The sequence below is a fragment of the Halomonas sp. HK25 genome (assembly GCF_047795635.1).
GTDB lineage: Bacteria > Pseudomonadota > Gammaproteobacteria > Pseudomonadales > Halomonadaceae > Halomonas.
The window spans coordinates 2,892,974-2,909,934 of record NZ_CP181044.1 but is presented as its reverse complement, the minus strand read 5'-3'; the positions used below and the strand labels follow the sequence as shown (position 1 = coordinate 2,909,934).

At 67.2% G+C, this 16,961-nt stretch carries 17 protein-coding genes; 11 read left to right on the top strand and 6 right to left on the bottom strand.

What is annotated here, in order from left to right; all coding sequences use genetic code 11:
- Positions 1–100 precede the first annotated feature (100 nt).
- From ACM26W_RS13845 to pepN, 3 genes are all read left to right on the top strand, one after another.
- Entirely contained in the window at positions 101–595 is a 495-nt protein-coding gene (locus tag ACM26W_RS13845) for a GNAT family N-acetyltransferase (RefSeq protein WP_416137556.1), read from the top strand.
- A 53-nt stretch (positions 596–648) separates the two neighbouring features.
- Entirely contained in the window at positions 649–1,134 is a 486-nt protein-coding gene (locus ACM26W_RS13840; protein ID WP_416137555.1) for a YajQ family cyclic di-GMP-binding protein, read from the top strand.
- A gap of 110 nt (positions 1,135–1,244) precedes the next feature.
- The gene (gene pepN / locus ACM26W_RS13835) at positions 1,245–3,878 is read left to right on the top strand and encodes an aminopeptidase N (protein WP_416137554.1); all 2,634 of its coding nucleotides are present in this window, start codon (positions 1,245–1,247) and stop codon (positions 3,876–3,878) included.
- Between the two features lie 64 nt (positions 3,879–3,942).
- Here the strand turns inward: pepN and ACM26W_RS13830 are convergent, their stop codons facing one another.
- The 4 genes from ACM26W_RS13830 to ACM26W_RS13815 are packed head-to-tail and all read right to left on the bottom strand — an operon-like array spanning position 3,943 to position 6,506.
- Positions 3,943–4,230, bottom strand: coding sequence for a hypothetical protein (locus ACM26W_RS13830; protein WP_416137553.1), 288 nt, complete (start codon positions 4,228–4,230; stop codon positions 3,943–3,945).
- Positions 4,231–4,248: 18 nt separating this feature from the next.
- Positions 4,249–4,635, bottom strand: coding sequence for a CBS domain-containing protein (locus tag ACM26W_RS13825; protein WP_416137552.1), 387 nt, complete (start codon positions 4,633–4,635; stop codon positions 4,249–4,251).
- A gap of 27 nt (positions 4,636–4,662) precedes the next feature.
- Complete coding sequence (locus tag ACM26W_RS13820) at positions 4,663–5,013, bottom strand: P-II family nitrogen regulator (protein ID WP_416137551.1); 351 nt, start codon at positions 5,011–5,013, stop codon at positions 4,663–4,665.
- The gene (locus ACM26W_RS13815; RefSeq protein ID WP_416137550.1) at positions 5,010–6,506 is read right to left on the bottom strand and encodes a DUF1538 domain-containing protein; all 1,497 of its coding nucleotides are present in this window, start codon (positions 6,504–6,506) and stop codon (positions 5,010–5,012) included. Before ACM26W_RS13815 ends, ACM26W_RS13820 begins: the two co-directional genes overlap by 4 nt.
- 206 nt (positions 6,507–6,712) lie before the next feature.
- Between ACM26W_RS13815 and ACM26W_RS13810 the strand changes: the two genes are divergently transcribed.
- The 3 genes from ACM26W_RS13810 to ACM26W_RS13800 all read left to right on the top strand — a co-directional run bounded on the left by ACM26W_RS13810 (position 6,713) and on the right by ACM26W_RS13800 (position 10,011).
- The gene (locus ACM26W_RS13810) at positions 6,713–7,309 is read left to right on the top strand and encodes a LemA family protein (RefSeq protein ID WP_416137549.1); all 597 of its coding nucleotides are present in this window, start codon (positions 6,713–6,715) and stop codon (positions 7,307–7,309) included.
- A 13-nt stretch (positions 7,310–7,322) separates the two neighbouring features.
- On the top strand, positions 7,323–9,236 hold the full coding sequence (locus ACM26W_RS13805; protein WP_416137548.1) for a M48 family metallopeptidase: 1,914 nt from the start codon (positions 7,323–7,325) through the stop codon (positions 9,234–9,236).
- A gap of 79 nt (positions 9,237–9,315) precedes the next feature.
- Positions 9,316–10,011: a hypothetical protein gene (locus ACM26W_RS13800; RefSeq protein ID WP_416137547.1), complete on the top strand. Its 696-nt coding sequence runs from the start codon at positions 9,316–9,318 to the stop codon at positions 10,009–10,011.
- 100 nt (positions 10,012–10,111) lie between these two features.
- On the opposite strand, the gene ACM26W_RS13795 is transcribed toward ACM26W_RS13800, so the two are convergent.
- Positions 10,112–10,318 carry a cold-shock protein gene (locus ACM26W_RS13795; RefSeq protein ID WP_290905627.1) on the bottom strand — a complete coding sequence of 69 codons (207 nt, stop codon included), beginning with the start codon at positions 10,316–10,318 and terminating at the stop codon, positions 10,112–10,114.
- A gap of 277 nt (positions 10,319–10,595) precedes the next feature.
- Here ACM26W_RS13795 and ACM26W_RS13790 point away from each other — a divergent pair, with 277 nt between their 5' ends.
- A complete protein-coding gene (locus ACM26W_RS13790; RefSeq protein WP_416137546.1) occupies positions 10,596–11,243 on the top strand; it encodes a LysE family translocator in 648 nt (215 codons plus the stop codon).
- Positions 11,244–11,423: 180 nt separating this feature from the next.
- Here the strand turns inward: ACM26W_RS13790 and ACM26W_RS13785 are convergent, their stop codons facing one another.
- Entirely contained in the window at positions 11,424–13,373 is a 1,950-nt protein-coding gene (locus tag ACM26W_RS13785) for a transglycosylase SLT domain-containing protein (protein ID WP_416137545.1), read from the bottom strand.
- 170 nt (positions 13,374–13,543) lie between these two features.
- Here ACM26W_RS13785 and ACM26W_RS13780 point away from each other — a divergent pair, with 170 nt between their 5' ends.
- From ACM26W_RS13780 to htpG, 4 genes are all read left to right on the top strand, one after another.
- Positions 13,544–13,891, top strand: a complete 348-nt coding sequence (locus tag ACM26W_RS13780) for a YkvA family protein (RefSeq protein ID WP_416137544.1) — start codon at positions 13,544–13,546, stop codon at positions 13,889–13,891.
- A 38-nt stretch (positions 13,892–13,929) separates the two neighbouring features.
- Positions 13,930–14,439 (top strand): PaaI family thioesterase, encoded by a 510-nt coding sequence (locus tag ACM26W_RS13775; protein WP_416137543.1) that lies wholly within the window; start codon positions 13,930–13,932, stop codon positions 14,437–14,439.
- A complete protein-coding gene (locus tag ACM26W_RS13770) occupies positions 14,432–14,902 on the top strand; it encodes a PaaI family thioesterase (RefSeq protein WP_416137542.1) in 471 nt (156 codons plus the stop codon). The genes ACM26W_RS13775 and ACM26W_RS13770 overlap by 8 nt, the downstream gene beginning before the upstream one ends.
- Positions 14,903–15,005: 103 nt before the next feature.
- Positions 15,006–16,910, top strand: a complete 1,905-nt coding sequence (gene htpG, locus ACM26W_RS13765) for a molecular chaperone HtpG (protein WP_416137541.1) — start codon at positions 15,006–15,008, stop codon at positions 16,908–16,910.
- Positions 16,911–16,961 lie beyond the last annotated feature (51 nt).

The following is a 16,961-nucleotide window of genomic DNA, read 5'->3' as shown; positions in this document are numbered from 1 at the left end:
CGGACAATCGGCCGGCACGGTGAAAAGATTTCATGATCCAGGGCGCTGACAGCGGCGGCGGCGCTGCGCAGAATCATCGCCATCGACTCAGGAGCCCCCCATGACCCCCCGACTGCGTCCGGCCACCTCCCACGACCTGGATGCCCTCTACCGCCTGGAGCAGAGCGCCTTCACCGGCGACCGCTTCAGCCGCCGCCAGCTCTGGCATCTGCTTAACCGTGCCCACGCCGAGACCTGGGTGGCCGAGCGCGAGGCCGAGGGCCTCGCGCCGGCCCGCCTGCTGGGCTATGGCACCCTGCTGTTTCGCCATGGAAGTCGCCGGGCGCGGCTCTACTCCTTCTGCGTGTATCCCGACGCCCGCGGCAGCGGCCTGGGGCGTCAGCTGCTCGAGGCCCTGGAGGGAGCGGCACAGGCCCGCGGCAGCGCTCGGCTGGGTCTCGAGGTGCGCGCCGACAATCGGGTAGCCCTGAAGCTCTACCGGCGCATGGGCTTCCGACTGGAGCGCTGGCTACCGGAGTATTACGAGGACGGCTGCGCCGGCTGGCAGATGGTCAAGGACCTCGAGACGCTACCGGCAGCGATCGTCGCGGACTGATAGAATCCCGATGTTTCCCATCATCTTCTCTCTCATGCCCTTCAGGAGCCGCCATGCCTTCCTTCGATATCGTTTCCGAGTTCGACGGCCACGAGGCCAGCAACGCCGTGGACCAGGCCAACCGCGAGGTCCAGTCCCGCTTCGACTTCAAGGGCGTCACCGCCAGCTTCGAGCTCAACGGCGAGAGTGTGTCCCTGGAGGCCGAGGTGGATTTCCAGCTCAAGCAGATGCTCGATGTGTTGCGCAGCAAGCTGATTGCGCGCGGCATCGATGCCCGCTGCATGGATGTCCAGGACCCGGTGCTCTCCGGCGTGCGCGCCCGACAGGAGGTGGCTCTCAAGCAGGGCCTCGACCAGAAGGAGGCCAAGGAGATCGTCAAGCGCATCAAGGACTCCAAGCTCAAGGTCCAGGCGCAGATCCAGGGCGACAAGGTGCGCGTCACCGGCAAGAAGCGAGACGACCTGCAGGCGGTGATGGCGCTGCTGCGTGGCGAGGACGGCCCCGACCTGCCCCTGCAGTTCGATAACTTCCGCGACTGAATGCCCTCGGGGCCATTATGCCCCCGGCTCCGGGCGGCCAGTGAGCCCGCTTTGAGCTTGGGGGGGCGGGCGCCGTACAATGGGACCCATTTCCGACAGGAGCATGCCGAATGTCCGACCCCCAGGCGACCCATCTCAGCGACTACCGTCCCCCCGCCTACCGCGTGACCCGCACCGAGTTGACCTTCGACCTGGACCCGGCCGCCACACGCGTGAAGGCTTGCCTGCACCTGGAGCGCCACCCCGAGCGTTCGGCCGGCGAGCCGTTGCAGCTGCACGGCGAGGGGCTTGGCCTCAAGGCCATCGCCCTCGACGGCCAGCCGCTGGAAGCGGATGAATATGCGCTGACCGATGCCGGACTGACCGTTCATCGGGTGCCGGAGCGCTTCCGCCTTGACACCGAGGTGGAGATCGCTCCCCAGGCGAACACCGCCCTGGAAGGTCTCTACCGCTCGGGCAGCATGTACTGCACTCAGTGCGAGGCCGAGGGCTTCCGGCGCATCACCTTCTACCCGGACCGCCCCGACGTCATGGCCACCTTCACCACCACGGTGATCGGCGACGCCGAGCGCGAGCCGGTGCTGCTCTCCAACGGCAACCCGGTGGAGCGTGGCTCGTTGCCGAACGGCCGCCACTTCGTTACCTGGGAGGACCCGCATCCCAAGCCCAGCTACCTGTTCGCCCTGGTGGCCGGCGACCTCGAGAAGGTCGAGGACACCTTCACCACCGCCAGCGGTCGCGAGGTGACCCTGCAGATCTGGGTGGAGGAGGAGAACCTCGGCAAGACCGACCACGCCATGGCCTCGCTGAAGCGCGCCATGACCTGGGACGAGCAGGCCTATGGACGCGAGTATGACCTGGACCTGTTCATGATCGTGGCGGTCAACGACTTCAATATGGGCGCCATGGAGAACAAGGGGCTCAACATCTTCAACTCGGCGGCGGTGCTGACCCATATGCATACCGCCACCGACGCCGCCTTCCAGCGGGTCGAGAGCATCGTCGCCCACGAGTACTTCCACAACTGGTCCGGCAACCGGGTGACCTGCCGCGACTGGTTCCAGCTCTCCCTGAAGGAGGGCTTCACGGTATTCCGCGACCAGTGCTTCTCCGCCGACACCAACTCGCCGGCGGTCAAGCGCATCGAGGACGTCGCCGTCTTCCGCACCGCCCAATTCGCCGAGGACGCCGGCCCGACGGCCCACCCGGTGCGTCCCGACCACTATATCGAGATCGGCAACTTCTACACCCTGACCATCTACGAGAAGGGCGCCGAGGTGGTGCGCATGCTGGCCAATCTGGTGGGGGAGGAGGCCTTCCGTCGAGGCAGCGATCTCTACTTCGAGCGCTTCGACGGTCAGGCGGTGACCATCGAGGACTTCGTGGGCTGCATGGCGGAGGCATCCCGCCTCGACCTGACCCAGTTCATGCTGTGGTACTCCCAGGCGGGCACCCCTGAGATCGACGCCTTCGGCGAGTATGACTATGCCCGCGGTGACTACCGCCTGATGCTGCGCCAGCGCACCCCGGCCACTCCGGGGCAGCCGCACAAGCAGCCGCTGCACATCCCGATTCGACTGGGGCTGGTGGGCACCAAGAGCGGCCGCGACCTGCCGCTGACCCTGAATGGCGAAACGCTCGGCTCCGACGCGGTGATCCACCTGCGCGAGGCCGAGCAGGAGTTCCTGTTCACCGACGTCTCCGAGGCGCCGGTGCCCTCACTGCTGCGAGGTTTCTCGGCGCCGGTCAAGCTGCGCTTCCCCTACGGCCGCGAGGATCTGGCCTTCCTGCTGGCCAACGACGCCGACGGCTTCAACCGCTGGGATGCCGGACAGCGCCTGGCCATGCTGGCCCTGGATGACCTGATCGCCGCTCACCGCAACGGCGTCGAGAAGGTGATGGACAGCCGGGTGGTGGAGGCCTTCCGCGTCCTGCTCGAGGCCGAGCCCGACGACAAGGCGGTGCTGGCCGAGATGCTGACCCTGCCGAGCGAGGCCTATATCGCCGAGCAGCAGCCGCTGGTGGACGTGGATGCCATCCACGCGGCGCGCACCTTCGTCAAGCAGGGCCTGGCCACGACGCTGCGCGACGACTTCCTGCGGGTCTATCGTGACAACCAGCGTGATGAGCCCTATGCGCCGACCCCGGAGCAGATCGCACGGCGTAGCCTCAAGAACGTGGCGCTTTCCTACCTCATGGCCATCGAGGACGAGGAGGGGATCGACCTGGCCCGCGAGCAGTTCGCGGCCGACCACAACATGACCGATGTGCGCCATGCCCTGACCCTGCTGACCCACAGCAGCCGCGACGAGCTCAGCGAACCGGCGCTCAGGGCCTTCGGCGAGAAGTGGGCCCACGACACGCTGGTAATGGACCAGTGGTTCGCCATCCAGGTGACCCGCCCGCAGCCCGACGTTCTGGATCGCGTGAAGTTCCTGATGGCTCATCCGGCCTTCTCGCTGAAGAACCCCAACAAGGTCCGCGCCCTGATCGGCACCTTCGCTGGCCAGAACCGGGTCAACTTCCACCGCATCGACGGTGCGGGCTACCGCCTGCTGGCCGACGTGGTGATCGAGCTCAACCGGCTTAACCCGGAGATCGCCGCGCGGCTGATCACGCCACTGACCCGCTGGGCGCGCTTCGATGAGACTCGCCAGGAATTGATGAAGGCCGAACTCGAGCGCATTCGCGCCGAGAAGCTCTCGCCGAACGTCTTTGAAGTGGTCGAAAAGGCGCTCGCTTGATCTGCCGGAGACCTAACGAAAAGTGCCGCCCCGAGGGGCGGCGCTTTCATGATGGGCGTGGCGGTTAATATATCAGCCAGCTCAGTACCATCACCCCCAGCAGCAGCCAGATCAGTGCGGCCAGGATGGCGCGGCGCATCAGCGCTCTGAAGCCCTTCCACAGCAGCCACAGCCCGATTACCAGCACCACGAGGCTGATCAGCGATGGCGCGATGCCCAGCGACGACGACAGGCCGTCCAGAAAGCCGCGGGCGGAGTCGCCTATATTGGCGAAGAAGCTGGTCAACAGGTCGACCACGAAGCGAATGACCTCGCCCAGCGTCCTGCCGGCCCAGGTAAAGAACTCTTCCATGTCAGTCGGTCCAGTGTATTACTCGATCAGGTCCAGCACGGTACCCACGATATCGTCCATGGTCACCAGGCCGACCAGGCGGTTGTCGTCCAGCACCAGCACGCGCTTGACAATGCTGTCGGTCATCAGCCGCGCCACGTGGCGCACGTCCAGCGACTCGCCGACGCCGATGGCCGGCTTGGCGCAGACGTCGTAGACGTTGATCAGGTCGATGTCGCCGTTCTCGGCGACGATGGTCTTGAGGATATTGGTGTAGGTGATCAGCCCCCAGGCGTCGTGGGGATCCTGCTGTTCCACCACCAGGCATTTGAGGTTGTGCTTCTTCATCAGCGCCAGGGCGTCGCGCAGGGTGGCGAAGGGCGAGACCGTCACCACGTCGCGTATCATGATGTCCTTGACCAGCATCGTCTCGTCTCCGTCAGTGGTGGTCGCTCAGATATCGTGCCTGAGCCGTTCCTCGAAGCGCTTGACCTGCGCCATGTCGATGCCGCCCAGATGTTCGACGGGCAGGGTCATCACCAGCCCCTTGGATTCATCGCCAGAGGGGTTGAGGATCTCGCGGATCGCCTTGAGCACCTTGAGCGACAGGCCCTTCTCCAGGGTCATCAGCATGATGCTCTGGCTGCCCTCGAAGGTCAGGCCGAAGAAGGTCTTCTTGCGCTCGCCGCCGATGCCGCGACCGGACATCAGCGTCATGCCCACGGCGCCGGCTTCGGTAGCGGCATCAATGCATTCCTGCTCCAGATCCTCCGGCACGATGGCCACCAGCAGGGAAAACTTCATGGTTGCCTCTCTCTCCAGTGGGCCACCCGTTCCATCAGGATGGCATAGCTCATCACGGTCACGATAGGGAAGATGGAGGCGAAGGCGATCAGGCCGAAGCCGTCGATCAGCACGTTGCGCCCCTCGATCTGGCTGGCCAGGCCGATGCCCAGCGCGGTCACCAGGGGCACCGTCACCTCCGAAGTGGTCACCCCGCCGAGATCGAAGGCCAGCGCTACGATATAGCGCGGCGCCACGGCGGTCAGCACGATCACCAGCAGGTAGCCGCCGATGATGTAGTAGTGGATGGAGTCGCCGCTGATGATGCGATGCACGCCGATGGTGATGCCGATCGCCACCCCCACGGCCACCAGGAGACGGATCACGTTGCCCTGGATCTTGCCGGCGGCGGCCTCCTCGGCCTGCTGGCCCACGGCGATCAGCGCCGGCTCGGCCATGGTGGTGGCGAAACCGATGGCGAAGGCAAACAGGTAGACCCACAGCCAGGTGTCGAAGGTGATCAGCTGCTCGGCCATGCGCTGGCCGATGGGGAAGAGCCCCAGCTTGAGGCCTACCACGAAGGCGTAGAGGCCGATGATTACCAGGGCGAAGCCGACGCCCACCCTGAGGGGGCTGGCCAGCGGCCGGCGCAGCACCGCGTACTGGAAGAACAGGATCACCAGGATGATCGGCAGCACGTCGCGCAGCATGCTGAACAGATCGAGTACCATGGTGAGCGCGCTCGAGGGGGCCGCGGTATCGCCCTCCAGTCCCACCAGGGCGGCGCCGTTGGCGACCTCGCCCGGGTCGGCGTAGACCAGGATGCCGTAGAGCTGCACGCTGATCATCGGCACCATCACGGCGAGTGCCACCAGGCCGAAGCCGTCGATCAGCGGATTGCGACCGCGAATGGAGGAGGCCAGGCCGATGCCCAGGGCGGCGATCAGCGGCACGGTGACGATATTGGTGGTCACGCCGCCTGAGTCGTAGGCGAGCCCGACGATCTCCTCCGGCGCGAAGAAGGTCACTGCCACCACGGTCATGTAGCCGACGATCATGTACCAGTGGAGGGGGTGGCCGAGGATGACACGCAGCACGCCCACGGCCATCACCAGGCCCACCGAGGTGGCCACGATCAGGCGCAGGGTGAGGGCCTCGATGCGCCCCTCGCTGATCTCGTAGGCCTGCTCGGCCACGGCGATCAGCGCGGGCTCCGCCACCACCGCCGAGAAGCCGATGGCGAAGCCGAAGGCCATCAGCAGCGGCATGGAGCCGCGTCGGGCAAACTGGTTGGCGAGCCGCTTGCCCACCGGGAAGATGCTCAGCTCCAGCCCCTGCAGGAAAAGCGCCACCCCGACGGCGACGATCAGCAGGCCGATGGCGATGCTCAGGCCGCCGTCCGGCCACTCCCGAAACAGCAGGGCCTGGAAGGCCACCACCACCACGATGATCGGCGTCAGGTTGCGCAGGGCGTGGAGAAAGGCGTAGGCGAAGTCCCTGAGTTGCTCGGCCAAGTTCGGCTCCCTGAATCGTCTCTTCGAACATCCCGGTGGCGACCCCGGGACGCCGGCCTGCTAGCCTTGAGGCTGTCCTTGCCGGGCCGGCGATTGCCGATGATAGCATCAAGCCTCCGCTGCGGCATGGCCTGCCCGGCACCCAGGGCCTTGACAAGGGTCAAGTCGCCGGGATTTGCCCTCCCAATCTCGACAAGGAGTCGACCATGTCACTCTCGATTATCCTGCCGCTGGTGGTGCTCGGCTTGCTGGTGGTCTACGCGGTCTCGATCTTCAACCGCCTGGTGACGCTGAAGAATCGCTATCAGAATGCCTTCGCCCAGATCGAGGTACAGCTCAAGCGCCGCTACGACCTGATTCCCAACCTCGTGGAGACCGCTCGAGCCTATATGAGCCACGAGCGTGAGACCCTGCAGGCGGTGACCGAAGCGCGAAACGGCGCCCTGGCCGGGCTGCAGCAGGCCGCCGCCCACCCCGGCGAGCCGGGGGCCATGGCCCAACTGGCTGGCGCCGAGGGCGCGCTGGGGTCGGCCCTGGGAAGGCTCAACGTGGTGATGGAGGCCTACCCGGATCTCAAGGCCTCGGAAAACATGCAGCAGCTCTCCGAGACCCTGACCAGCACCGAGAACCGCGTCGCTTTCGCCCGCCAGGCCTTCAATGACGCCGTCATGCAGTACAACACCTACAAGCAGAGCTTTCCGCCGGTGATCCTGGCGCCCTCCTTCGGCCACAAGCAGGATGCTGCGTTGCTGGAGTTCGAGGACAGCGCCGAGATCCAGGCCGCGCCACGCGTCAGTTTCTGAGCGGGGGCGGCGCATGGATTTCTTCACTGCCCAGGATCGCGCCCGTCGCCTCACTGGCCGGCTGGTGTTTCTGCTGGTGCTCGCCGTCGCCGGCCTGATCGTGGCCGCCAGCGTGCTGGTGGCGCTGGCCATGGTGCTGATGGACGGTCAGCTTGGGGGGGCGGACCCGCTGGCGCGGGCGCTGGCGCCCGAGCTGTTCGCCTGGGTGACGCTGGGGGTAGTGGCCTTGGTGGTGGGCGGTGCGGTGATGCGCCACCTGCAGCTGCGCGCCGGCGGCTCGGCGGTGGCGGAAGCCCTGGGTGGCCGCCCGCTCAACCCCGATACCCGGGACGCCGACGAGCTTCAGCTGCTCAACGTGGTGGAAGAGATGGCCATCGCCTCGGGCATGCCCGTGCCGTCGGTCTACCTGCTCGAGGACGCCGCCATCAATGCCTTCGCCGCCGGACATGAGCCCCACGACGCCGTCATCGGCGTGACCCGGGGCGCCATCGAACACCTCGACCGCGACCAGCTTCAGGGCGTCATCGCCCACGAGTTCAGTCATATTCTCCACGGTGACATGCGCCTCAACCTGCGCCTGGTGGCTCTGCTCCACGGCATCCTGGTGATCGGTCTGATCGGTCAGCTGCTGCTGCGCGGTGCCGCGATGACGGGGCGCGGGCGCTCGTCGCGGCGCCGCGGCGGGGGCCACATGGCGGTGATGGCCGGCGGGGCGGCGCTGATGCTGGTGGGCTATGCCGGCACCTTGTGCGGTAACCTGATCAAGGCGGCGGTGAGCCGCCAGCGCGAGTTCCTGGCCGACGCCAGCGCCGTCCAGTACACGCGCAACCCCGAGGGCATCGGCGGCGCCCTGCAGACCCTGGCCGCCTATCGACTGGGCTCGCGACTGATGGCGTCCCAGGCCTCTGAATTCAGCCACCTCTACTTCGGCAGCGGCGTGCGCCATCTGAGCCGGCTCACCGCCACTCACCCTCCCCTGGAGGCGCGCATCCGCCGCGTGCTTCCGCGCTGGGACGGGAGCCTGCCCGAGCCTTTCGCGCCGACGCCGAAGGCCGCGCCGTCTGAGCGTGCTGCCCCTGCTTCGCCGCGAGGAGCCGCTCTCGGTGGGGGGGTGGCCGGAGCCGTCCTGGCGGGTGCGGTGGTAGCCAGCGTCGGCCAGCCCGACCCTGCGGCCCTGGCCGCGGCGCGGCGCCGCTTGGCCAGCATCGACTCAGGGCTGATCGACGCCGCCCATGAGCCCTTCGCCGCCCGCGCACTGGTCTACGGGATCCTGATGGGGGTGGACCCGGCCAGCCGTGATGCCCAGCGGCGCGTGCTGACCAACCAGGCGCTGCCCGAGGTGCTGCGCGAACTCGACGCCCTGGTCGAGCCCCTGGCAAGCCTGACGCCGGGGGATCGCCTGCCGCTGATCGAGCTGGCCCTGCCGCAGCTGCGCCAGCTCTCTGCGGCCCAGTTTGCCCGCTTCCGCCACTGCCTCACCGGCTTGATGGCCGCGGAAACCGCACCGGGTGCCCTGCAATGGGCGCTGCACCGGCTGGTGCTGGTGGGTATCGAGGGCGAACGACGGGCGCGCCGAGACCGGCACATGCGTGACCTGGCGGGGCCGCTGTCGCTACTGCTCTCCACCCTGGCGTGTAGCGGCCAGGCAGCGCCGGATGAGGTGCGCGGGTCCCTCGATCAGGCGGGGAGGGCGCTCGGCGTCGAGTTGGATCTGGTGCGCGAGCCGCCCGCGGCGGCTGACCTGGACTGGGCCATGGAACGCCTGGTGCGGCTGGTCCAGGCCGAGCGGGCGGCGCTGCTGGCCGCCATGGTGTGCTGTGTGGAGGAGGATGGCCGGATAGCCCCGGAGGAGGCTGAGCTGCTGCGTGCGGTGGCTTGGACCCTGGGCTGCCCGTTGCCGTTGCGTGACGCCCTGAGTGAGGAGTGACCCGGGTTCTGCCTTGCGGGAGACCGGCCGCTCTGTTGCAATGTGTCCCCTAACAATTCAGACGTGCAGGAGCATGCACATGCAAACGAAATCCTGGAAACCCACGCTGCTGGCGGCCCTGATGGCGCTGGGGCTTGCCGGCTGCGGCAACGGTGACGAGCCGACTCCGGCGGCGACCGAGCAGTCACCGGCCGAGCCTGCCGGGCAGGAAGAGAGCGCGGCGGCGGCCGAGGAGCCGGAAGCCCTCGATGATGAGCTGCCGCCCGAGGAGCAGGCGGGGCTGGTCGAGGAAGAGACGCCCGCGGCCGAGGTGGCCGATGACGTGCCGGAGGAGATTCCCGAGGGCGAGACCCTGGGCGAGTCGCCTGCCACTACCCTGGACGAGGGCGCGGCGCTGCCCGGCGAGACCACCCGCGACGAGATCGACGCCATGCTCGAGGAGACCGAGCGACGCTTCGAGGAGGCGCAGCAGCGCATCGAGGAGCAGTTCGAGGCGGCCGAGGAGGAGGCCGCCGTCCCCGAGCCCATGGAGGGTGACGATGCCTTCGATGCCGGGATGGACTTCGACTCCGGCCTGGATGAAGACGAGCTCGATACCGGCGGGCCGACCCGCTCCGACATCGATGCCATCATCGAGGAGCAGGAGCGCCGCTTCGAGGAAGCCCAGCGCCGCCTGGAGGAGCAGTTCGATGCGGTGGAGCAGGAACTCCCCGAATTCGAGCCCATGGAAGCTGACGACTTCGAGCTCGAGCCCATGGAGTCGGACGAGCCCTGAGCCCCGGCGGCCACGACTGCCGAGCATAAAAAAGGCCCACCGAGCGGTGGGCCTTCTCGTGACTGCGGCGGCGCCGAAGTGCCGCCGTCCGCGCGCCGAATCAGTCGGCGGGGCGGATGTTGGAAGCCTGAAGGCCCTTCTTGCCCTGGGTGACCTCGAAGGTAACCTTCTGGCCGTCCTGCAGGGTCTTGAAGCCGTCAGCCTGAATCTCGGAGAAGTGAGCGAACAGGTCATCACCGCCGTCGTCCGGTGAGATGAAGCCGTAGCCCTTGGTGTCGTTGAACCACTTGACAGTGCCAGTTGCCATTGTCGATTTCCTTAACTTACTGTAATGGTCGTCCCGGGTCCGCCGGTGCGGAGGCCCGAATTGCATGGACAAGACAGGGAAGACGTGCGCACTGCGTGTATCGAAGAAATCGAACGACTAACGACGACTTGTTTCCTGCTGCCCAGCGCTGCGATAAGGTGCAGAAACACCCTGACGGGCGGGGTTGTATCGGCCCGGCCGTCAGCCGCAAAACCACTGTAGATCGAATCCGGTCGGGCAGCAAGCTCGCTTCTCGACGCAAGGAACACCCGCACCCATGTTCATCGACGCCCAGTTCTGGCCCTTCCTGGTGGCGATCACCCTGCTCTCCCTTAGCCCCGGCGTCGACACCCTGCTGGTGATTCGCAACACCGCCCGGAGCGGGGTGCGCGACGGCGTGCTGACGAGCCTGGCGATCTGCTGCGGACTCTTCGTGCACGCCGCGGTCTCGGCGCTGGGGATCTCGCTGCTCCTGCTGCAGTCGGCCTGGGCCTTCGGGCTGCTCAAGCTGGCCGGTGCCGCCTACCTGGTGTGGCTGGGCGCGCAGGGCCTGCTGGCGGCGCGTCGACGCCAGGGCTTGGCGGTGGCCGGGGTGATGACCGGCGAGCGCCGGCCGGTGCCGGTGTGGCAGCCGCTGCGCGAGGGCCTGCTCTCCAACGTGCTCAACCCCAAGACCGTGATCTTCTACATGGCCTTCCTGCCCCAGTTCATCGCCCCCGGCGACCCGGCACTGGCCAAGTCGCTGTTCCTGGCCGGGGTACACTTCGTGATCGCCAACCTGTGGCAGATCAGCGTGGCGGTGATGGTGGGCAGCGCCGGGCGCCTGCTGGCCAGCCGCGCCTTCGCTCGTGGCCTCAACGGCGCCACCGGGGCGGTGCTGGTGGCCTTCGGCGTGAAGCTGGCGCTGGAGCGCCAACCCGGCTAACGCACGGAGCTGTAAGCCATAAGCCTGAAGCTGGAAGAAAAATCTTGACTCATGGGCTGGAGGTAGCACGCTGCCTTCCAGCTTCCAGCTTCCAGCTTCCAGCTTCCAGCTTCCAGCTTCCAGCTTCCAGCTTCCAGCTTCCAGCTTCCAGCTTCCAGCTTCCAGCTTCCAGCTTCCAGCTCAGTTCCTCGCCAGCAGCGAGCGGTCGTAGCGCACCGTCTTTTCCGCCGGGCTGAGCATGGAGACACCCTCACTGTTGCCGCCGTTGGCCAGGCTCTCGAAGATCGCCCGGTAGGAAAGCACCGCCTGGACGTAGAGGCGGGTCTCGCGGAAGGGGATGCTCTCCACGAAGAGATCGAACTCCTCCGGCGCGTCGGCCAGCCAGCGGTCGACCCGGCCGGGGCCGGCGTTGTAAGCGGCCGCGGCGGCCAGGCGGTTGCCTCTGTAGCGGTCGAGCATGTCGCGGATATAGGTGCTGCCCAGGCGGATATTGAGCTCGGGGTCGAGCACGCCATAGGGGCCCGGGTCGCTGATGCCGAGTTGGCGGGCCAACTGGGTGGCGGTACCCGGCATCACCTGCATCAGGCCGCGGGCGCCGGCGGGGGAGAGTGCCGTGGGATTGTAGGCGCTCTCGCGGCGGGCGATGCCCATCAGCAGGTAGGGGTCGACGCCCGTCATGCGGCCCCAGTGCAGGAAGTGCTCGCGGTAGGCTTCGGGGAAGCGCCAGTCCAGGGCATCCCACATGTGGCCGGTGATGGTGGTCTGCACCAGCTTGGCATGCCAGCCGCGGCGCTGGGCGTAGTCGGCCAGGGCGCGTGCCTCGCGTTCGTCGGCACGCTCCACGGCCGCATACCATTCACTGGCGGCCAGGCCCGGTTCGTCGATGCGCAGCAGCGCCTCGGTGCGCTGCACGGCCGGCCAGCGGGAGACCTGCTGCCGGTAGCTGTCGTCGAAGCCGTTGCGCTCCAGGCTGAGGGCGTAGGGCTGGTTGATGCGGTCGGCGGCGGCGAAGCCGAAGAAGCTGCGCCCCTGGGCGGCCAGGACATAGGCATCCCGGGCGCGGTCGCGGTCGCCCAGCTGCTCGTGAGCGCGTGCCGCCCAGTAATGCCAGCGGCTGTCGTCGCGGGTCTCCGGCTCCATGCGATTCAGCCAGCTCAACACCCCGCGCCAGTCGCGCTCGCCGAGGGCGGCGCGCACGCGCAGCTCCAGCAGGTCGGCGTCGCTGCGCCCGGCCAGGGCCTGGTCGACCCAGCTGCGATTGTGGCGGATGTCGCGAACCAGGGTGTAGAAGATCAGGTCGCGTTGGATGGCGTCATGGTGGTCGCGCTTGATCGGCAGATGGGGCGCGACCTTGCGCCACGCCTCCAGGGCCGCCTCGGTGTCGGCACGGGTAAAGCCGTGCATGGCGGCGGCGAACAGCGGCCCGGAGCCGCGGCACTCAGGCCCCAGGCAGGTCGGTACTCGGGTCACGGCGGCGAAGTCACCCGAGAGGCGCTCCATGGCCTGGCGCGCCTCCTGCCAGCGGCTGCCGAGCTGGCGGCCCAGGTAGCTGACAAGGCCCGATTCACCGGCCTGCCAGGCCAGCATCTTGCGCTCCCAGACCTGTTGTTCGCCGATCACCCCGCGGCTTCGCAGGGCGTCGAACAGGCCATCGCAGGCGTCCGGCTGGGAGCGGCCCACCGTCCACAGCGCCAGTCCGCCCTCGGCGGCCGTCTGAGGATCACTGCCCAGCAGGGCAGAATAGTAGTAGCACTGGCGGGCGGTGCCGGCGGGTTCGCCGTCGGCCACGGCGAGCAGGCTGCCGTAGCGGCCGGCGTAGCCGTACTGGGCGATGGCCTGTCCGCGCAGCCACTCGCCCAGCGGCGAGTCGGCGTGGCGTTCGATGAAGTCGAGAATCTGGCCCGGCTCGGCCTGGGGCAGGCGTCCGCGCAGGCGGTGGTACTCCACGTAGCCGGCCAGTGGGTGACCGTGAATGGTGCGCTGGTCGATACGCTCCCACTGCTGGCTGCGGGCGGCCTCCAGGGCGTTGCGAAGCGCGCGGTCGTCCGTGGCGAAGGCGGCCGAGGTCAGGCAGAGTAGGGCGGCGGCCACAAGGGGGCGCCAGCGGTATAGGGCGGGGCGTGCAGGCATCTCGAATCTCTCTTGCGTGGTACGTTCTGCGCGAAGTGCCATGGTCGTCGATCCGACTTCGCTTGGGAAGCCGGATCATCCTCGGGCCTGTCGTCGATGTGGCCTTTCGACTATCGTTTAGCGGTATTTTCCGTTTAGCGGTATTTACGAAGGTGGACAAGGAGGGTGTGATGGCAAGAGTCGGTGGCTGGACCCTGTGGGGAAGGCTGCGGCGCCGAGCACGGTTCCTGAGGCAGATTGCACGGGCGCTTCGACTCTTCGTGCCCATGCTGCGTGACGTCTTGCGCGGCGACTATCGCCCCGTCCCATGGCACGCCTTCCTGTGGATGCTGGCGGCCCTGGTCTACCTGGTGTCGCCTCTGGATTTGATCCCCGATTTCCTGGTGGTAGTGGGGCTGCTCGACGATGTGGTGATCGTCGGTTGGTTGCTGACCCGGGTCGATGCCAGCCTGGCACCATACCGGGCCTGGAGAGAGCCGATCGACGAAGATCGAAGCGACGAAGGCGCAGCGTCCTGATACGATCGTTTGATCATCTGCCGTGCTCCTGAGATCCGATGCCTACCGATACGTCACCGAGTGCCGACGACTGGCGTCGCGCCCTGACCCGTTTCGTGCGGGTGATTCCCCACACCCGTGAGCTGGGCCTCGAGGTGCTGGCGGCCGATGCCGATGGCATCCGGATGCGCCTGCCCTGGTGCGACGACTTGCTGGGCGATGCCTCCCGGGGGCTGGTCCACGGCGGCGTGCTGACCATGCTGCTGGATACCGTGTGCGGGTCGGTGGTGCTGCGCGGCCTGCCCGAGCCGGAGGTGTGCCCGACCCTGGACCTGCGCGTCGACCACCTCCGGCCGGCGTTGGCGGGCCTGGCGCTCCACGCCGAGGCGCGGGTGGTCAGGGTCACCGCGTCGGTGGTCTTTACCGAAGGCACCCTGTGGCAGGAGGAGGGAAAGCCGGTGGCTCGCGGCATCGGCAACTTCGTGCGGTTGGGACCGCGCAACACGCCGCCCGGTTTCGCCGAGGCGCTCTTTGCAGAGAGCCATGACGAGGAGAGTGGCAATGCCTGAGGGCTTCGATAACGTGGCATGGATCGAGCGCACCCGTCAGGAAGGGGATGTGGCGGCCTGGCTGGCGCTGATTCCCTACGCCCGCCGCATCGGGGTGAGCGTCGAGACAGATCCCGATGACGACGGGCTGCGCTTCCGGCTCGAGCCTCATGCCGACAACGTCGGCAACGTGCTGCTGCCGGCGCTGCACGGCGGCGTGGTCGCCGCCTTCATGGAGACCGCCGCGACCCTGGACCTGATGCTGGCTGCGCGGGAGGCGAGGCTGCCGCGGATCGTCGACCTCTCCATCGACTACCTGCGCACCGCGCGGGCTGTGCCCACCTTCGCCCGCTGCTCGCTGCTGCGTGAGGGACGACGCCTGGCCAATGTTCAGGTGAAGGCCTGGCAGGAGAGGGAGTCGGTTCCGGTGGCCACGGCGCGGCTGCACTTCGTGCTGGGGGAGCTCGGCCGCAGCGACGCATGAGCGGCACGAGGCTTGAAAAGCGTCCGCGGGGCCCCATATCGGCGACAGTGATTCACATCGCGGCACCGCTTGCCGCAGAACTTGTCGACGAGGTTCAGGACACATGACCACCGCCACCCATGAAGAAACCCTTGGCTTCCAGACCGAGGTCAAGCAGCTGCTGCACCTGATGATCCACTCCCTGTATTCCAACCGGGAGATTTTCCTGCGCGAGTTGATCTCCAACGCCGCCGATGCCTGCGACAAGCTGCGCTACGCGGCGCTGGACAACGATGCGCTCTATGAGGGTGACAGCGAGCTGCGCATCGAGATCGAGCACGACGCCGAGGCGGGCACCGTCACCGTGCGCGACAACGGCATCGGCATGAACCGCGAGGAGGTCATCTCGAACCTCGGCACCATCGCCCGCTCCGGCACCGCCGACTTCCTCAAGCAGCTCTCCGGCGAGCAGCAGAAGGATGCCCGGCTGATCGGCCAGTTCGGCGTCGGCTTCTACTCCGGCTTCATCGTCGCCGACGATATCACGGTGCGCACCCGCAAGGCGGGCAGCGACAAGGCCGAGGGCGTGGAGTGGCGCTCGAAGGGCGAGGGCGAGTTCAGCGTGGCCGACATCGAGCGCGAGGCCCACGGCACCGAGATAGTGCTGCACCTGAAGGATGACGCCAAGGAGTTCGCCGACGACTTCCGCCTGCAGAGCCTGGTGCGCAAGTACTCCGATCACATCGAGGTACCGGTTCGCATGCCGAAGGTCGAGAAAGCCCGCGACGAGGAGGGCAAGGAGATCGAAGGCAGCGAGACCGTCAGCTGGGAGACGGTCAACGAAGCCACCGCGCTCTGGTCTCGCCCCAAGGGCGAGATCTCTGACGAGGAGTACCAGGCCTTCTACAAGCACGTGGCCCACGACTTCTCGGATCCGCTGACCTGGAGCCACAACAAGGTCGAGGGCAAGCTGGAGTACACGAGCCTGCTCTACGTGCCGGGCCGCGCGCCCTTCGATCTCTATGAGCGCGACGGCGCCCGCGGCGTGAAGCTCTATGTGCAGCGCGTTTTCATCATGGACGACGCCGAACAGTTCCTGCCGCTCTACCTGCGTTTCATCAAGGGCGTGCTGGACACTCGCGATCTGTCGCTCAACGTTTCCCGGGAGCTGCTGCAGCAGGATCCCAAGGTCGAGAAGATCCGCTCCGCGCTGACCAAGCGGGCGCTGGACATGCTCAAGAAGCTGGCCAAGGACAAGGCGGCCTACCAGACCTTCTGGAACACCTTCGGCAGTGTGCTCAAGGAGGGTCCGGCGGAGGACTTCGCCAACCGCGAGAAGATCGCCGGCCTGCTGCGCTTTTCCACTACCCACACCGACAGCGCCACCCAGGACCAGTCCCTGGCCGACTACGTGGAGCGCATGCAGGAGGGCCAGCAGAAGATCTACTACATCGTCGCCGATGGTTTCAACGCGGCGAAGTCCAGCCCCCACCTGGAGATCTTCCGCAAGAAAGGCATCGAGGTGCTGTTGCTGAATGATCGCGTCGACGAGTGGTTGATGAGCCACCTCAACGACTACGACGGCAAGGCCTTCGTCGACGTGGCCAAGGGCGAGCTCGACCTCGGTGAGATCGAGGGCGAGGAGGAAAAGCAGGCCCAGGAGGAGACCGCCAAGGCCAAGGAGGACCTGGTCAAGCGCGTCAAGGAGGCGCTCGGCGACCAGGTCCAGGAGGTCAAGGTGACCCATCGACTGACCGACTCGCCGGCCTGCGTGGTGCTGCCCGAGCACGAGATGGGCTTCCAGATGCGCCGCATCATGGAGGCTGCCGGCCAGCCGATGCCGGAGGTCAAGCCGATCCTCGAGCTCAACCCCGTCCACGCCCTGGTGGCCAAGCTGGAGGGGGTCGAGGGCGAGGCCTTCGGTGATCTGGCCCACGTGCTGCTGGACCAGGCGATCATCGCCGAGGGCGGCCACCTCGACGACCCGGCCGCCTACGTCAAGCGCCTCAACGCCCTGCTGACGGCCTGAACCTGGGCGGTACTGCGCCGCGTCACCGTGTTCCAGAGCCCTCCGCCGGCC

Coding starts and splice junctions, on each gene's coding strand:
- ACM26W_RS13845 (WP_416137556.1), top strand. CDS start 101: ATGACCCCCCGACTGCGTCCGGCCACCTCCCACGACCTGGATGCCCTC.
- ACM26W_RS13840 (WP_416137555.1), top strand. CDS start 649: ATGCCTTCCTTCGATATCGTTTCCGAGTTCGACGGCCACGAGGCCAGC.
- pepN (WP_416137554.1), top strand. CDS start 1,245: ATGTCCGACCCCCAGGCGACCCATCTCAGCGACTACCGTCCCCCCGCC.
- ACM26W_RS13830 (WP_416137553.1), bottom strand. CDS start 4,230: ATGGAAGAGTTCTTTACCTGGGCCGGCAGGACGCTGGGCGAGGTCATT.
- ACM26W_RS13825 (WP_416137552.1), bottom strand. CDS start 4,635: ATGCTGGTCAAGGACATCATGATACGCGACGTGGTGACGGTCTCGCCC.
- ACM26W_RS13820 (WP_416137551.1), bottom strand. CDS start 5,013: ATGAAGTTTTCCCTGCTGGTGGCCATCGTGCCGGAGGATCTGGAGCAG.
- ACM26W_RS13810 (WP_416137549.1), top strand. CDS start 6,713: ATGTCACTCTCGATTATCCTGCCGCTGGTGGTGCTCGGCTTGCTGGTG.
- ACM26W_RS13805 (WP_416137548.1), top strand. CDS start 7,323: ATGGATTTCTTCACTGCCCAGGATCGCGCCCGTCGCCTCACTGGCCGG.
- ACM26W_RS13800 (WP_416137547.1), top strand. CDS start 9,316: ATGCAAACGAAATCCTGGAAACCCACGCTGCTGGCGGCCCTGATGGCG.
- ACM26W_RS13795 (WP_290905627.1), bottom strand. CDS start 10,318: ATGGCAACTGGCACTGTCAAGTGGTTCAACGACACCAAGGGCTACGGC.
- ACM26W_RS13790 (WP_416137546.1), top strand. CDS start 10,596: ATGTTCATCGACGCCCAGTTCTGGCCCTTCCTGGTGGCGATCACCCTG.
- ACM26W_RS13785 (WP_416137545.1), bottom strand. CDS start 13,373: ATGCCTGCACGCCCCGCCCTATACCGCTGGCGCCCCCTTGTGGCCGCC.
- ACM26W_RS13780 (WP_416137544.1), top strand. CDS start 13,544: ATGGCAAGAGTCGGTGGCTGGACCCTGTGGGGAAGGCTGCGGCGCCGA.
- ACM26W_RS13775 (WP_416137543.1), top strand. CDS start 13,930: ATGCCTACCGATACGTCACCGAGTGCCGACGACTGGCGTCGCGCCCTG.
- ACM26W_RS13770 (WP_416137542.1), top strand. CDS start 14,432: ATGCCTGAGGGCTTCGATAACGTGGCATGGATCGAGCGCACCCGTCAG.
- htpG (WP_416137541.1), top strand. CDS start 15,006: ATGACCACCGCCACCCATGAAGAAACCCTTGGCTTCCAGACCGAGGTC.